The sequence below is a fragment of the Brumimicrobium sp. genome (assembly GCA_023957385.1).
In the GTDB taxonomy this organism is placed as follows: Bacteria; Bacteroidota; Bacteroidia; order Flavobacteriales_D; family Crocinitomicaceae; genus Brumimicrobium.
The window spans coordinates 629,625-643,412 of record JAMLGZ010000002.1; the positions used below are offsets into that span (position 1 = coordinate 629,625).

The following is a 13,788-nucleotide window of genomic DNA, read 5'->3' on the forward strand; positions in this document are numbered from 1 at the left end:
AAAATTAGAGATATGACATTTAATGAAATAATTAATCAAGACAAACCGGTGTTAGTTGATTTCTTTGCAGAATGGTGTGGTCCATGTAAGATGATGGCACCTATCTTAGAAGACTTAAAAGAACGTGTAGGTGACAAAGCGAACATCGTTAAAGTAGATGTAGATAAAAATCCTCAAGCAGCTGCTGTTTATCAAGTAAGAGGTGTCCCAACTCTGATTGTCTTTAAAAAAGGAGAGGTTAAATGGCGTCAATCAGGTGTACAATCAGCACAATCATTAGAACAAATTATCAATGAACATATATAGTATGAAAAAGTTAATAGTAGTAATAGCAGTAGGTCTTTTCTTGCTAACTTCTTGTGGTGCACAGGAAACAGCACATCATAAGATACTCAATGCAGTAGAATTTGAACAAGCTATCGAGCAATCAGAAGTCATATTGGTAGATGTTAGAGCTCCTGGAGAATTTGCACAAGGACATATCAATGGCGCAATTAATATTGATTTTAATGGGAGGGATTTTGAAAAACAAATTCAAGAATTAGATAAGAAGAAGGATGTATATATCTATTGCAGAAGTGGAGCAAGAAGTGGAAGGGCAGGACAAGTTATGGAATCTCTCGGGTTTGAGAAAGTCTATGATTTAGGAGGAGGTATTTTAGGGTGGAAAGGTGATGTAGTAAAATAAAGTCAGAAAAATGCAGGGCATTTGCTAGTTTTTAGCCCTGTATTTTTTTTATTTTTTAATGACCTTCATCCGCTCTCCAAAACTTGAAGTAATGATATACACTCCTGCACTAAATGGTGATAAATCTATTTTGTTTTTACCTGAAGATAAAGAAGTGGATAATTTCAATTCGCCTAAGATCGAATAAATTGAGATAGATGTTTCTCTAGGAGATTCGATAATTATATAATCCTCAGTTGGATTCGGATATAAAATAAGTGTTTCCACTTTATTTGATTCTTGTATCTGAAGAGTTTCATCCTCCCAACAAGCATACATGTTTTCAGCTATTGCCTTTAACTTTGGTGCTGGAATTATAGTGGTATCTTGAAACATAGTTTCCCATATTCCCCAGCTTCCATATTGTGCACTTCGATTTGAAATGAGAGAGAAATTCATACATTGTAATGGCTCATTGCCATCTTGAAGAGTGCGCATAAAATCAAACCATTCATTATAAAGATTATACATAGAAGTGTCTCGTTGGATATCTAACAATGCTTGTGCGTAACTCGGCATAGTACCAAATGGAGAAGGGGTTAAATGCTGCCCACCTTCATAAAAAATAAAAGGAAGATTTAGAACATCTGTAAGTTGAGTCTTGATATCACTCATTCTATCTTTTTCTTGACTCCAATAATTTCTTACAGCCAAAGAGATATCTGATACAGTAGCACTTGCACCTAAGAGATCCAAAGTGTTATGACCAGTTTGTCCAAATCCAAAGTAATAAGTACCTGCAACCGCATCAAAACTGCCAGGAGTCATATTGAAAGCTGTTCGTTGTGCAACATCTAACCAACCTGTTTGAACACCCACAGCACGCGTTAATCTGCTAACGTCCGCACCCCAAATAGAAGTCCAAATATCCATACAATTTTGAATATAAGGAACAGTACCTTCAGGCCAAGTTACATTCTGATTAATACATCCATATTGGTTTAACCATTGAGCTTGACCAAACATCCAATTCCATATTTCGTTTGAATATTCAACAGTTAAATGTCTGCTAGAATTTAATTGTGAATGAAAGAAATTTGCCATCTGTGTGATGTAATCATTACTTGCATTATGAGGCACACATACCCATCCATCTACATCGTATTTATTCATTAAGTCAATAAACATTTCATACGGAATTCCTTTATGAGTAGTCCATGTATAATAATCAAATTTTGCCCTATCTTCCCAATCAAATTGAGAATCATTTTGGAAATCCCAATCATAAGAATCAGGTTGTCCCCAATTATTAGTATGCCCCCAATCCATAAATCGTACTGACTTAAACATGATAACCTTTTCAAGCCAATGAGGATTGTAAGGTTGCGTTTCGTATGTGGATAGGTAGTCATTTTTTACTATTCGGATGTTCTGTATGGGGTCATTTATATCAGAAATAGAGATTTTCATTTCAACTACCTGATTTGAGCTAAAAGAAAAATCAAAGGTGTATGAATTAGCAGTAGGATGCTGAATATTTGAAACATTCCAAAAGTCAAGCTGCCCAGTTCCATCAAATAATACAGTGTAAGAACCATCTTCCCAACCACCAGTATCTCCCCAAACAGTTGCTGCTATTTGTGGGTAAGTGATTCCCGAAATTATTTGTGGACAATGTGTAGGGTAGCCATTACTTAAATAAGTAAGTAAATCTGGGTTTCCTGAATTCCACGGGGAACTAGGGTTTCCAACATCTTTTGTGTACCAAACACGGGCTGAACGCATAAGATTCACAAAGGGTTGTTCTGTTCCGTAATCACTAAGTCCCCCGAGGTTAGTACCAAATTGTAATTTACAAGAATCTGCTATTTGAGCGGATGCAAATGTAATAGTAATGCATGATAATGTAAGTAATAGTATTTTTTTCATAGCTTTTGTGTTTTAACTATATGATAAAATCATATTTATTTAAAGATATTAAATAATTGGCTAAAACCCCAAAATATATGTTTTTAATTGAATATATTATCGTAAATTAGTAACAGATAACCTTAAAAATGACTATTATGAAACACGTATATCTTTTATTGTTTATGCTGATAGGGGCAAATGGTTTCTCCCAAATCCCTGAATTTGAATTCCAGCTGTATTTTGAAGATGCGGAAGGGAATAAGGATACTATCACTTTAGGTTATGATAGTCTAGCAACGGATGGAATTGATACAATTTTCGGAGAGATTAACACAATAGAAGAACCATGGAGTTCCGATGACTTTCAAGTGATGATAACTGATGGTTATTTTGCTTCTATAAATGGTAACGCAACATATAGAACTAAAAAGCAAATTATAGAAAAACACTGTGGCGAAAGTTGGGCTCTCTGGAGTACTATTTTTATAGATTTCAAAAATGCCGTCTTTCCCGTTAAAATTAATTTTGATTATGATGCATTTATGCAAAATGAATGTGTAAGAGGTAGTATTATAGAAACCACAGAGCCAGATATGCTATGGGATATTCTTGGTGGGTATTATAGTAATGTTAAGGATTTTTCTTCTGGTGAAATATTTATTGACAAGGCTGAACCCCCAGGGGATTATTATTTTTTACCAACTTCAGATTATGATTTTACTTACTGTCATTATCAGGATGACGATGGACAAACCATACATACCTTATGGTTTCTATTTTATGACCAATACTTATATCCTACCATGGATATTGATAAAATTTTTTTAAATGAGAATTCTTATCTTGTATACCCAATACCTTTTGATGAATCATTTTATATTGAGGAGATGGAAGGTCTCAATAATCTTAAGATACATGATGTATTGGGTAATGATATTTATTATCAACAAACAGGAAATAGTATAACTCCATCAACTACCGCAAGAGGTATTTACTTTGTTTCATTTACTGCAAATGGAAAATTTTATACAGTTAAAACAATTAAAAGATGAAAACACATTATATATCTATCTTTTTTCTTTTTTGGGTATTTACATTTAATTCAGTGAATTTGTATTCTCAAGGTAATTGGGAGTGTCTTTCTGGAGATAGTTCTTTTATAGAAGAAAAATCATACCAATATTGTAATGATGATGATTATCTGTCTAATTACCTATTAGATAAGAGAGGGGCAAACAAGTATGATCAGTCCCCTATATATACTGTAAATGTCAAAGTACATGTAATACAGCATAGTATTAATGATCCTAGAAATTACACAACTAGTAGTACGCAGGATATTATAGATGGCATTGAGAATATTTCATATAGATTTAAAGAATTAGATTCGCCAACAATTCCTGTAATTCCAGCTGAAGATGAGGAAACAGATAGTAGAATACGTATAAAAGTAGAATCAGTCGATTACATCCAGCATGAAAGATACTATGCAGGTACTTTTGACAGTTTATATATTAAAAATATTACGATTGCAAATATTATTAACGCCTCCACTATTGAAGTTAATGGAAATTGGAAAAATACATTAAGTGGTACAGGAACTACATCTGTAACAAGACTTAAAATAGAGTCATCAAATAACAATAATGGTATATATAAATTTTCAAAATCCACAATCACTTATGACGCTAATACACAAACGACTAGGATTCAACTAGATGGAAACTATTTGGCAGATGTTAACGATTTATCTGGTGTAATTAATTTGATATACAGACAATCACAGTATTTTAAATATTATTTTGCCCATCCAGAACATTCTACAGATTACTCAGCTGTCCACGTATATTTGCTACGTAATATTAGTCAATATTACACAAGCGGATTTGGCGTTGCTTATGTAGGTTCGAATGTATTATCTATAATGGTGCCTGGTGAAAATGAAATTCATACATCTGGACCTCTAGAAGATGGAATTGGTTTACTTGCACATGAAATAGGGCATACTCTGGGGCTACACCATACATTTCGCACGCCACTACAATTTCCACCAGATTTTTATACACCAGATGATTATGACGGAACATGTAATAGTTCAACGATTTCAAATAATATTATGGGGTACAATGATTGTAGAAACTATTTATCCCCTTTACAAATAGCCTATATTAGAAAATCAATAAATTCTACATCGAAATTGAGACAACGAATAGTTGAGACAAGAAATACAACAAACAATGATGTAATTATTACTGAATCTAACACCGTTTGGGAAAAACATGAAATCATCGGTTCTAATCTCATTATCGAAGATGGAGCTAGCTTAACAATTAAATGTAAAGTTCATTTCTCTCCAGATGCGAAAGTAATTATTAAACAAGGAGGAAAATTAATTATTGATGGTGGAACATTAACGAATGAGTATAACTCCTACTGGCAAGGCATTGAAGTCTGGGGTACATCTACCAAAAACCAATACCCACAAGGATCGCCAACCTATCAAGGCATATTAATTGTTAGAAATGGTGGGACTATCGAAAATGCGCACGCGGGAGCTACTAATTGGAAGCCAAATGATTATGATGCAATTGGCGGTGTTATTCAAGCTACAGATGCTATCTTTAGAAATAACCGAGTGGATGTAGGTTTTGCAACTTACCAAAACTTTGCTCCCTCCAAATCTTATATAAAAGTAGGTAATCATTCCTTTTTTAGAAATACAGAGTTCTTTTCGGATAATGATTATATAGAAGGCTTTCCACAAAGAGATGCTCATGTCACTATGTGGAATGTTGATGGTATTAGTTTTATGAATTGCCATTTTGCAAATAATGTCACCACAGACAAAGACAATAGCACAGCTCCAATGAGAGGGATTTATAGTATTAACGCAGGATATAAAGTAGAAGCAGGATGTGATTACCCTTTTTTGCCAGTGGGGCAGCCTTGCCCAAGTGAGGATTTACTAAAATCCAGTTTTTCGGGATTTAATATGGCAATGGAGGCTTCCGGAGCAAGTACATCTTACACGGTTAGGGTGGAGCAATCTGAGTTTTCCGATAATTTGTGGAATATATTGATAGAGGAAATGGACAATGTGTCTATTAACCGTAATGAAATTGAAGTAGCTGATGCAGGATATACGCTTACTGGCTCAAACACAGGTGCAGGAATTGTTATCGATGCTTCTACCGGGTATATCGTGGAAGAGAATACACTTACCACTAATTTTTCTAATCCTGTGGATTTTGGAATTTTTATTAGCAACAGTGGAGAGGACGATAACCGTGTATATAAAAACAGCATAAACGGCTATGAATATGGAAATTTAGCTACAGGCGTAAACCATAATACAGGTTATAGTAAAGGACTTCAATTTCTGTGTAACAATTTTGAAGAGAACGGAAAAGCAATATATATCGGATTTACCACACAAAATGATGACGGCATACGTTACAATCAGGGAGATTTCGTTAGTCTTTACTATCCTTTGTACATTACGAGTTCAGCGGGTAACACTTTTATCAATAACACGATGGATATTGAGAATTATACAAGTGCAATTCGGTATTTTTATAAAGGAGCAAATGCAGAACCTATTAATAATTCAGGGCCAATTACAGTGGAAGAAGCTACGTTTGCACACACTTGCCTCACCAGTTTTGGAGGAAGTGTGGGTATGAAATCTTCCGGTAATGGTTTAGACAGTTTAGCAAGTGCCTTGGAGAACTACACCTTAGCATACAATAACTTGAATTATACGTTACATACGCTTATTGACGATGGTAACACAGAAGAATTAAAAGAGTATATCGAAAATTATTGGTCTTCGGATGCTTGGACATTGCGAGGAAATTTACTGGAATAATCGCCTTATCTTTCTAGGGAAGCGTTATTGGATGCAGCTTCACTCGGAGTTCTTCCCAATGGCATGCTACTGGAAATATTACTTGCCAATCCAGATGCTACAAAAGGCGAACGATTCTTACAAGAACTTGATGAATCTACACATAATACATTTCCTGCTTATATGAAAGATTATGTAAGGAATAACTATGATGCACTCACTCTACGCACCCAACTAGAAGGCCAAATAGCCTCCATTTATACTCAATTGGTAAGTACGAGAAATTTTGTAAAAAACATTCGAAACTTAGCAGAAACATACAGTTATCAGGAACGTTTGGAAACAGCTTCAATGGGAAACAATTTATCACAAAAGACAGCACTTATGGACTTCTTTATTGAAAATCTGGAATTCGAAAAGGCAGACTCTGTCTTACAAACTGTAAAAACAGATAAAAGATGGAAAGATAATACTTCATTTATCAATCAGATGGATAATTACATCACCTTTAGAGCAAGCCTTGGCAGCAGAAATCTAGCACAACTCACCGTTTCCGAAATTGATTATCTACAAATTCTAGCAGGCGAGGAAGGAAGAGTGGCAGGTTATGCTCAAAACATTCTCTGTTTCTTCTACGGCATCTGCTATGAGAAGAATCTCTTACCAAACACGTCACAACAAAAACCTACATCATTTACGTCAAACACAGCAGAATTAAACAACATCTTGTATAATGTAAAAGTTTATCCTAATCCAGCAAGTTCCTACACAAGTATATCGTGGGATATCTACGACAACTTAAAAGATGCTGGATATAGCGTAGTGGATTTAAGTGGTAGGGAGCAACTACAAGGTAAACTTTCATCCAATCAAGGTGAAGAGGTGATAGACACTAGAGGATTCAAACAGGGGGTGTATATTATTGCCATTTATAACAACGGAGAGTTGAAGGTGAGCAGAAAGTTGGTGGTTGAAAGAGAATGATGTGTTTAAAGATTAACCGCAAAGGTCACGAAGTTAACTCGAAGGTCGCTAGGCTCTGAACACTTTGTGTAAAAAATCTTAGCGTATTTTGCGGTTATATATTTAATGATTTGTAACTAAAGTCACTGTCAGTAAACATATTTATATTAATATTTGAAATATAAATAATAGAATTATGGCAGAACCACATTTTTATGAAGTGAATGTAGAATGGAAGAGAGATCGAATAGGAGAGATATCTTCCCCTGATTTAAATGATACGTTTGAAGTAGCTACTCCACCAGAATTTCCTAAAGGAGTTGCAGGTATTTGGTCTCCTGAGCACTTATATGCAGGAGCTATCAATAGTTGTTATATGACAACCTTTTTAGCAATAGCGGAGAATTCAAATTTAGAATTTACGAGTTTTTCTTGTAAAACAATCTGTAAGCTTGAAGTAGTAGAAGGGAAATTTATGATTTCAGAAGCAGTGGTTGAGCCCAAAGTTGATTTAGTTCATCCAGAAAAAGATAATGATCGAGCCATTCGTATTTTAGAGAAATCAGAGAAAGCGTGTTTGATTAGTAATTCTATTCAAACAGTTGTTACTCTGAAACACAGATTAACTCCGACAGTATAGAGATCTATTGCGTATATAAGTAGTCAAAGTCTATCTTAAAACTTTCTCAAAAGCTTTTCGAGAACTATTACGCATCATTACTTCTCCACAATAAGAATATCCCATCTTTTCAAAAAGATGAAGCATACTTAGGTTGTCGAAATTAGTATCAGCCTTAATGCTATAGATTTGTTTAGATAGAGCTAATTGCTCAATGTTATCTAATATGATTTTGGCAAATCCTTTCCCTACATATTTTTCAGCGATTGCGACACGATGAAATACAACAAAATCATCTTCTGTTAGCCATTGTCCTTGTATGTGTTGATAGGCGGGCTCCTCATTAATTAGAATGGCGGTATATCCAATAATATCGTTTTCGTAAACTAATACATATCCAAGTTCTCTCTGTATATCGTTTTCTACAGTATCTAGATTTGGGTAGCCATCTTGCCATTGATTACTCCCTTCTTCTTTTCTTCTTAAGATAGCATCTTGAAGTATTTTCCAGATAGTAGGGATATCTTGAATTGCAGCCTGTCTAAATGATGTTTCAACTAATTCCATATTAAAGCCATAGTTTTCGAATGAAGACAAAAATAGGAATAAAGATAGAGTAGAAAATAAAAAAAGGTATAATATAGAAATGTAGATTAAGACTTAAAAGAAGGGCCATTATGAGTAGTTGAAATCCTAATCCATAAAAGGAAAGAATACTCATGAACCAATTTGGGAATGGTTTTCCTTCTATAGCTTTAATGTCAATGGAATATATCATTCTATCAAAAGTCCCATAACTTAATTTATAAATAAAAAACAGCACATTTACAGTTTTTTGATTTTCATACGAAAATGATTTAGGAGGTGACTTCTCTATCAGTTGACTTGTCTCATCTCCATTTGTTTTATGTCGTTGAATCACATAATAAAAATTATATAAGGTTCCTTGTAGCTCCATGCAGAAGAATGCAATTAACATGATCCAAATGGGTGATTCAGTTTTTATGCATATAGCTAATAAGAATAGGAAATTGAGTATAAAATCAGCAATAGAATCGTAATACCTTCCGACATAAGAAGGGTTATTCCGTATTCGAGCCAAGGCTCCATCTGAAGCATCTATAATTGATTTAAGAATAAGTAATAAACCCGCTAAAATAGAGTAATCTAAAAGAAGGAAGATAATAGCAAGAGTCCCTACAATGATAAACGAACTAGTGAGGTGGATAGGGGATACAAAGGTATTTTTAAAGAGGAAAGCTATTTTTCTACCAGGAATTCGACCGTAATCTGAAAAATCTAAAAAGCAGTATTCCGAATTTAATTTTGCCATGAGAGATTAAAAGTATTTAAAATCATTTAATCAACATGTTTTTGTTCTGATATTTTAGATATATGTATAAATAGAGATAAAAAAAAGGCAGTCGTGAGACTGCCTTTAAGATGATTTTCATCAATATATTAATGATTCACAACTACTGACATAGTGTGTTTCATTCCGTTAGTTAAGCTAACGCGAACGATATACATTCCATTATCAAGTCCTGAAACATTAAGTGCAGTACTATTTGCATTATTTTTAACAGATTGAGTTAATACTGTTTGACCAACAGTGTTAATCAATTCTACACTATTTACATCATAGTTGTTAAAGTTAATGTTAAGTTCTTCACTTGCAGGAGAAGGATATGCTTTCATTGTGATATTCATTTCTTCTTTTGCAAGACTTACTTGTTCAGCAGGGATAAAAGTAACAGATATTCCTGGTACAGTCTCTGGTCCAAATCCATTTGGATTGAAAGAACCTTGACCAGCTTCTACAGGGAACATAGGTTGTAAATATAATCCAAGGTTTCCGTTGTAATCTTTATCAGGATCAGTTCCGAAATAAACTTCTGTATTAAATGTAGTAACACAGAATAAATAACGTTGATTATCATCTAAAGCAAATATCTCACTTGGATTAAAATTAGCAGTCATAGTAACTGAAGATGTATCTTCTAATACATCGAAACTTGTATTTAATAATTCATAGAATGAAGAAATTGGATTAGCAAATCCTGCATCCTCAATTGTGGTGAATTGATCATCGTAACTGTACATGGAAATCATTAATGGTTCTCCTTCCATAGATGTATTTGTAGCTGCACTTCCCTTCATTGCAGTGAAAGTAAGAGAAACAGGAGCTAACTTGCTTGCCTTTGGACTCATGAAGTTTACACATTGAGAATAATATGGAATTGGATTTCCGCTACCATCGATAGGTCTTGAACCTCCAGATGATTTAGGTGCAAATGTAGTCTCATCAATTGAAGCATATGAGAAATCAGAAGGGCTGATTACAAAATCAGAAGTGATTGTATTATCTTGTGGATCGTCATCTGTATTAGGAGTAGAAGCAGTATATTCTAAATGGTAATATCCTTCAGCCCAAGATGTAGGTGCAAAATCAGGAAGGAATATATCAACGCTATCACCAGCTTCTAGTAAATCAGAGGAAGTAACAGTTTCATTATATACTTCAGTTCCATTGAATGTAATAACAGCATTTAAAGAAATATCAGATTGGTCATTACTACCAAAGTTATATACTGTACCACCAAATTTAATAGTGTAATCAGAACCATCCTCTGCTATTGCAGAAGGAATAGAAGAGAATTGGGGACGGTAAATAGCATTAGGATTGATAGTTAAGTCATTAGGGAAAAGACCTAATTTATTACCAATAAACATGACAACGGGTCCGTTTTGCATCTCAGCTAATAGAGAAGCTCCATCTATATCAGAAATCATTACAACAGGAATTGTAACGGTAGCGCCAGAAGCACCTCCATTCATCCCTACGGGTGCCCCAGGAACATTGTTAATGATGATACATCCAATTGCTCCGGCGTTTTGTGCTTCAAGGGCTTTTTTCCCAAATTCACAATTACCTCTAAAAAGAATTGCAATATGACCAGCGATATCTCCACCATTTGCAGCAGCTGTACAACCTAAGTTTCCACCGTCTGCTTCTACAAATAAAACTAATTCATCTTGAATAGCATAAGCTGGATCATCTATATGTGAATTTCCCCAAGCCTGATTTGTAGCGCCATATTCAAAAGCGTAATTCCCAGCGATACTTGCCGGGCTGATCCCTGATACAATTATCTGGGAAAAACTCATACTAGAAGTGAGTAGTATGACTCCTAAAAAAAGTAATAATCTTTTCATATTTATATATTTTATAATAGTTTACATAGCAAATATAGAAAATATTTTAATATAATGTTATGTAGTAATAAATCCAAAATTTGAAGGAATTGATGAATCTTCCCCATTATATGTTAAAACAGGAATTCCTAAATTATTTTCTGCTAATTCCTGAACAATGTTAGAGGAAAACATTTGAAATGTTTCTTTGTAATAAGTGGCAGCTAATAAATTGGCATTTACTTCTTTACAGAAATCAACAAGTGCTTTTTCATAATCTTTATCATCTAGAAGTTTAATCTCCATTTCAAGATTGTTCTTTTGTAAGTAATCGTTTACAATAATTAGATTAACATTGATATTTTTCCGTAAAAGTTCATCTGTATAATTTCGAGCAACTAAATATAATTTAGAGTGAAATATCTTTGCAAATCTAGCTGCATGGCGTACTACTTGAGTTGTTTCTGCAGCCATATCCAATGTCATAACAATGGTATTTATTTTTGAAAAATCTGTTTTTTTCTGAATTAAAACGAATGGAACGCTACTATTAGAAACAACTGACATAGCGGGGCTTCCAAAGATCTTCTGCCAGATAGAAGTACTGTGAGTTCCCATAATGATAAGGTCAACTCCAATAGAATCAGCAATAATTCCAATATCAGTTAGGACCTTGCCTATAACGACACGAAAATCTACTTCAACTTCATTGTCTTTGACATGTTTGCTTATTAGATTTTTTAACTTCTGTTCAGCTTCTAATCTATCAGTAGGATAGGATACAATATGTAATAAAATGATAGAAGTGTGATGATCTTTTGCAATGTCTAATGCAAAAGTAAATGCATTTTCTGTGACTTCAGTAAAGTCTATAGGTACAAGTAAATTGGTTTTGTTTGACATAACTATTTTTTTAATACTATAAAGATATGCATAAATTTATAATTAGTTATAGCTAAAAAATAAATTATAATTTTAACTCGTCGTACATTTAAAATAAAATGTAGATTATGATGTTGGACCTCGATACCCTTCGGTATCTTCAGAACATGCACTCCTTGTTTTTCTCAGAGCATTCTGTCAGACAAATTATATTATTATAGAGTTAAAAAAAGGCGTTAGATTCCAGAGCAAAGCGAACGGAAGCTATTCACTAGCCATTCCCGTTGTTTGAGGTCTACTTGTAAATTATTTTCCATTTTTTTAACCCTTGTAAAGCCAAATGCATAGACAATCAATGAATTTGTTAGCCTTTTAAATACATAATAGACTAATCCTTATATCTAAACCATTCTGTAGAAGAATTTATTAGTTATATATCTTAAAATCAAAAAGGTCTCTTAATTTTCCTTTTGGGTTAAAAATCCAATTTATCTGCAGATGATACATCTTATTAAATCTGAAGATAAGATAAGAAAACATGATGAGATAAGCAATACTAGTAGCAATTCCTCCAGCATATATTCCATAACTCTGAATAGTTAATAACCCTATAGAAATCGTAACAATATTTCCAATGAAAGAAGATTTTACATTAATAAGATTTTTTTCTACTGCCGAAAAATGATGGTTAAGAATAGCAAAGGTAGCTAATAGAAGTACCCCTAAACTCATGGAGGCAAAAATAGGGCGTAAACCTTCAAATTCACTTCCTAGAAGCCAATTATAGAAGCTATCCGGCAATAAAATTATGATAAGGATTGCAGGTAAAGTTAAAAGAAAACTAAGTTTGGTAAGATGTTGGGTCAATTTAACTTGAAGTTGTATGTTTTTTAGATTAACTGATTTGCTATAATGAACTAAACTAATTCCATTGAAAATTACCCACACTCCCTCTATCAAGGAGGTAGCAACAGAGAAAACGCCCAGACTAGCTAATCCTAGAAATTTTTCTACTAGATAATAGCAAAAACGGTAATTAATCATTTGAGAAATATTGTTTAACTGCATCTGAAAACCGATTTTAAGAAATTTATAAAAAAGACCTCTCTCATTAGTGGTGTTGAATTTCTTTTTTCTTAGCACCCAAACAGCAAATATGATAGCAAATATGAAAGAAATTATATAGGCTGCATAAAGACTTTCTATAACGGCTTGGATAGTAGCATTTCCTTGATGAACAATAAACCAATATAGGAAAAATGCAGTAGTACTTGCTTTAATGATTTCTATCAAATTATATGGGTGGATTTTTTCTGTTCCAATAAATATATACTGAAATATAGAAATAGAACTCAATAAAATGGTAAGAAGTAACAAATCGTATAGATACTCTATTGGAAAAAGTCCAGAATAAGCTAGAATAAAAGGTAGGGTTAAAGATATCAGTATATTCCATAATAGAGCCGATAGAATTAATCTAAAGAATGAATAGCGCGGAATTAAATAAGATAATGAAGGTCCCGAAAAAATACTTTGGAAGATACCAACAATTGAAATGCCTAATACAACAATAGCCATTTCTCCTCTTCCATAAGCGCCTAAATATTTTGCTGAGATGAGAAGTATCAAAAGATTACTTATCGCAGTGATTCCTTTGCTAAAAATAGAGGCTATTATTTTTTTCAGCATAAATTGTTTAAATTG

Annotated in this window: 12 protein-coding genes; 6 read left to right on the forward strand and 6 right to left on the reverse strand. The window is 33.6% G+C overall.

What is annotated here, in order from left to right; all coding sequences use genetic code 11:
* The first annotated feature begins 12 nt into the window (after positions 1-12).
* Together trxA and M9897_13845 are read left to right on the forward strand one after the other, a co-directional pair.
* Positions 13-306 (forward strand): thioredoxin, encoded by a 294-nt coding sequence (gene trxA, locus M9897_13840; protein MCO5269964.1) that lies wholly within the window; start codon positions 13-15, stop codon positions 304-306.
* Between the two features lies 1 nt (position 307).
* Positions 308-688, forward strand: coding sequence for a rhodanese-like domain-containing protein (locus tag M9897_13845; GenBank protein ID MCO5269965.1), 381 nt, complete (start codon positions 308-310; stop codon positions 686-688).
* 48 nt (positions 689-736) lie between these two features.
* On the opposite strand, the gene M9897_13850 is transcribed toward M9897_13845, so the two are convergent.
* Positions 737-2,596, reverse strand: coding sequence for a T9SS type A sorting domain-containing protein (locus tag M9897_13850; GenBank protein MCO5269966.1), 1,860 nt, complete (start codon positions 2,594-2,596; stop codon positions 737-739).
* Between the two features lie 137 nt (positions 2,597-2,733).
* Between M9897_13850 and M9897_13855 the strand changes: the two genes are divergently transcribed.
* From M9897_13855 to M9897_13870, 4 genes are all read left to right on the forward strand, one after another.
* A complete protein-coding gene (locus M9897_13855; protein ID MCO5269967.1) occupies positions 2,734-3,630 on the forward strand; it encodes a T9SS type A sorting domain-containing protein in 897 nt (298 codons plus the stop codon).
* The gene (locus tag M9897_13860; protein MCO5269968.1) at positions 3,627-6,446 is read left to right on the forward strand and encodes a hypothetical protein; all 2,820 of its coding nucleotides are present in this window, start codon (positions 3,627-3,629) and stop codon (positions 6,444-6,446) included. Before M9897_13855 ends, M9897_13860 begins: the two co-directional genes overlap by 4 nt.
* 27 nt (positions 6,447-6,473) lie before the next feature.
* Entirely contained in the window at positions 6,474-7,409 is a 936-nt protein-coding gene (locus tag M9897_13865; GenBank protein MCO5269969.1) for a T9SS type A sorting domain-containing protein, read from the forward strand.
* Between the two features lie 175 nt (positions 7,410-7,584).
* The gene (locus M9897_13870) at positions 7,585-8,028 is read left to right on the forward strand and encodes an OsmC family protein (protein ID MCO5269970.1); all 444 of its coding nucleotides are present in this window, start codon (positions 7,585-7,587) and stop codon (positions 8,026-8,028) included.
* A 30-nt stretch (positions 8,029-8,058) separates the two neighbouring features.
* On the opposite strand, the gene M9897_13875 is transcribed toward M9897_13870, so the two are convergent.
* The 5 genes from M9897_13875 to M9897_13895 all read right to left on the reverse strand — a co-directional run bounded on the left by M9897_13875 (position 8,059) and on the right by M9897_13895 (position 13,773).
* The gene (locus M9897_13875) at positions 8,059-8,574 is read right to left on the reverse strand and encodes a GNAT family N-acetyltransferase (GenBank protein ID MCO5269971.1); all 516 of its coding nucleotides are present in this window, start codon (positions 8,572-8,574) and stop codon (positions 8,059-8,061) included.
* 1 nt (position 8,575) lies between these two features.
* Entirely contained in the window at positions 8,576-9,340 is a 765-nt protein-coding gene (locus M9897_13880) for a CDP-alcohol phosphatidyltransferase family protein (GenBank protein MCO5269972.1), read from the reverse strand.
* 128 nt (positions 9,341-9,468) lie between these two features.
* Complete coding sequence (locus tag M9897_13885; GenBank protein ID MCO5269973.1) at positions 9,469-11,223, reverse strand: T9SS type A sorting domain-containing protein; 1,755 nt, start codon at positions 11,221-11,223, stop codon at positions 9,469-9,471.
* Between the two features lie 57 nt (positions 11,224-11,280).
* Positions 11,281-12,105, reverse strand: coding sequence for a universal stress protein (locus M9897_13890; protein MCO5269974.1), 825 nt, complete (start codon positions 12,103-12,105; stop codon positions 11,281-11,283).
* Positions 12,106-12,510: 405 nt separating this feature from the next.
* Positions 12,511-13,773, reverse strand: coding sequence for a polysaccharide biosynthesis C-terminal domain-containing protein (locus M9897_13895; protein MCO5269975.1), 1,263 nt, complete (start codon positions 13,771-13,773; stop codon positions 12,511-12,513).
* Positions 13,774-13,788: the final 15 nt, after the last annotated feature.

Excerpts from the sequence above, each read along its gene's own strand:
- M9897_13860 (MCO5269968.1), top strand. The coding sequence starts at position 3,627 with ATGAAAACACATTATATATCTATCTTTTTTCTTTTTTGGGTATTTACA.
- M9897_13855 (MCO5269967.1), top strand. The coding sequence starts at position 2,734 with ATGAAACACGTATATCTTTTATTGTTTATGCTGATAGGGGCAAATGGT.
- M9897_13875 (MCO5269971.1), bottom strand. The coding sequence starts at position 8,574 with ATGGAATTAGTTGAAACATCATTTAGACAGGCTGCAATTCAAGATATC.
- M9897_13850 (MCO5269966.1), bottom strand. The coding sequence starts at position 2,596 with ATGAAAAAAATACTATTACTTACATTATCATGCATTACTATTACATTT.
- M9897_13895 (MCO5269975.1), bottom strand. The coding sequence starts at position 13,773 with ATGCTGAAAAAAATAATAGCCTCTATTTTTAGCAAAGGAATCACTGCG.
- M9897_13880 (MCO5269972.1), bottom strand. The coding sequence starts at position 9,340 with ATGGCAAAATTAAATTCGGAATACTGCTTTTTAGATTTTTCAGATTAC.
- M9897_13885 (MCO5269973.1), bottom strand. The coding sequence starts at position 11,223 with ATGAAAAGATTATTACTTTTTTTAGGAGTCATACTACTCACTTCTAGT.
- M9897_13890 (MCO5269974.1), bottom strand. The coding sequence starts at position 12,105 with ATGTCAAACAAAACCAATTTACTTGTACCTATAGACTTTACTGAAGTC.
- M9897_13870 (MCO5269970.1), top strand. The coding sequence starts at position 7,585 with ATGGCAGAACCACATTTTTATGAAGTGAATGTAGAATGGAAGAGAGAT.
- M9897_13845 (MCO5269965.1), top strand. The coding sequence starts at position 308 with ATGAAAAAGTTAATAGTAGTAATAGCAGTAGGTCTTTTCTTGCTAACT.
- trxA (MCO5269964.1), top strand. The coding sequence starts at position 13 with ATGACATTTAATGAAATAATTAATCAAGACAAACCGGTGTTAGTTGAT.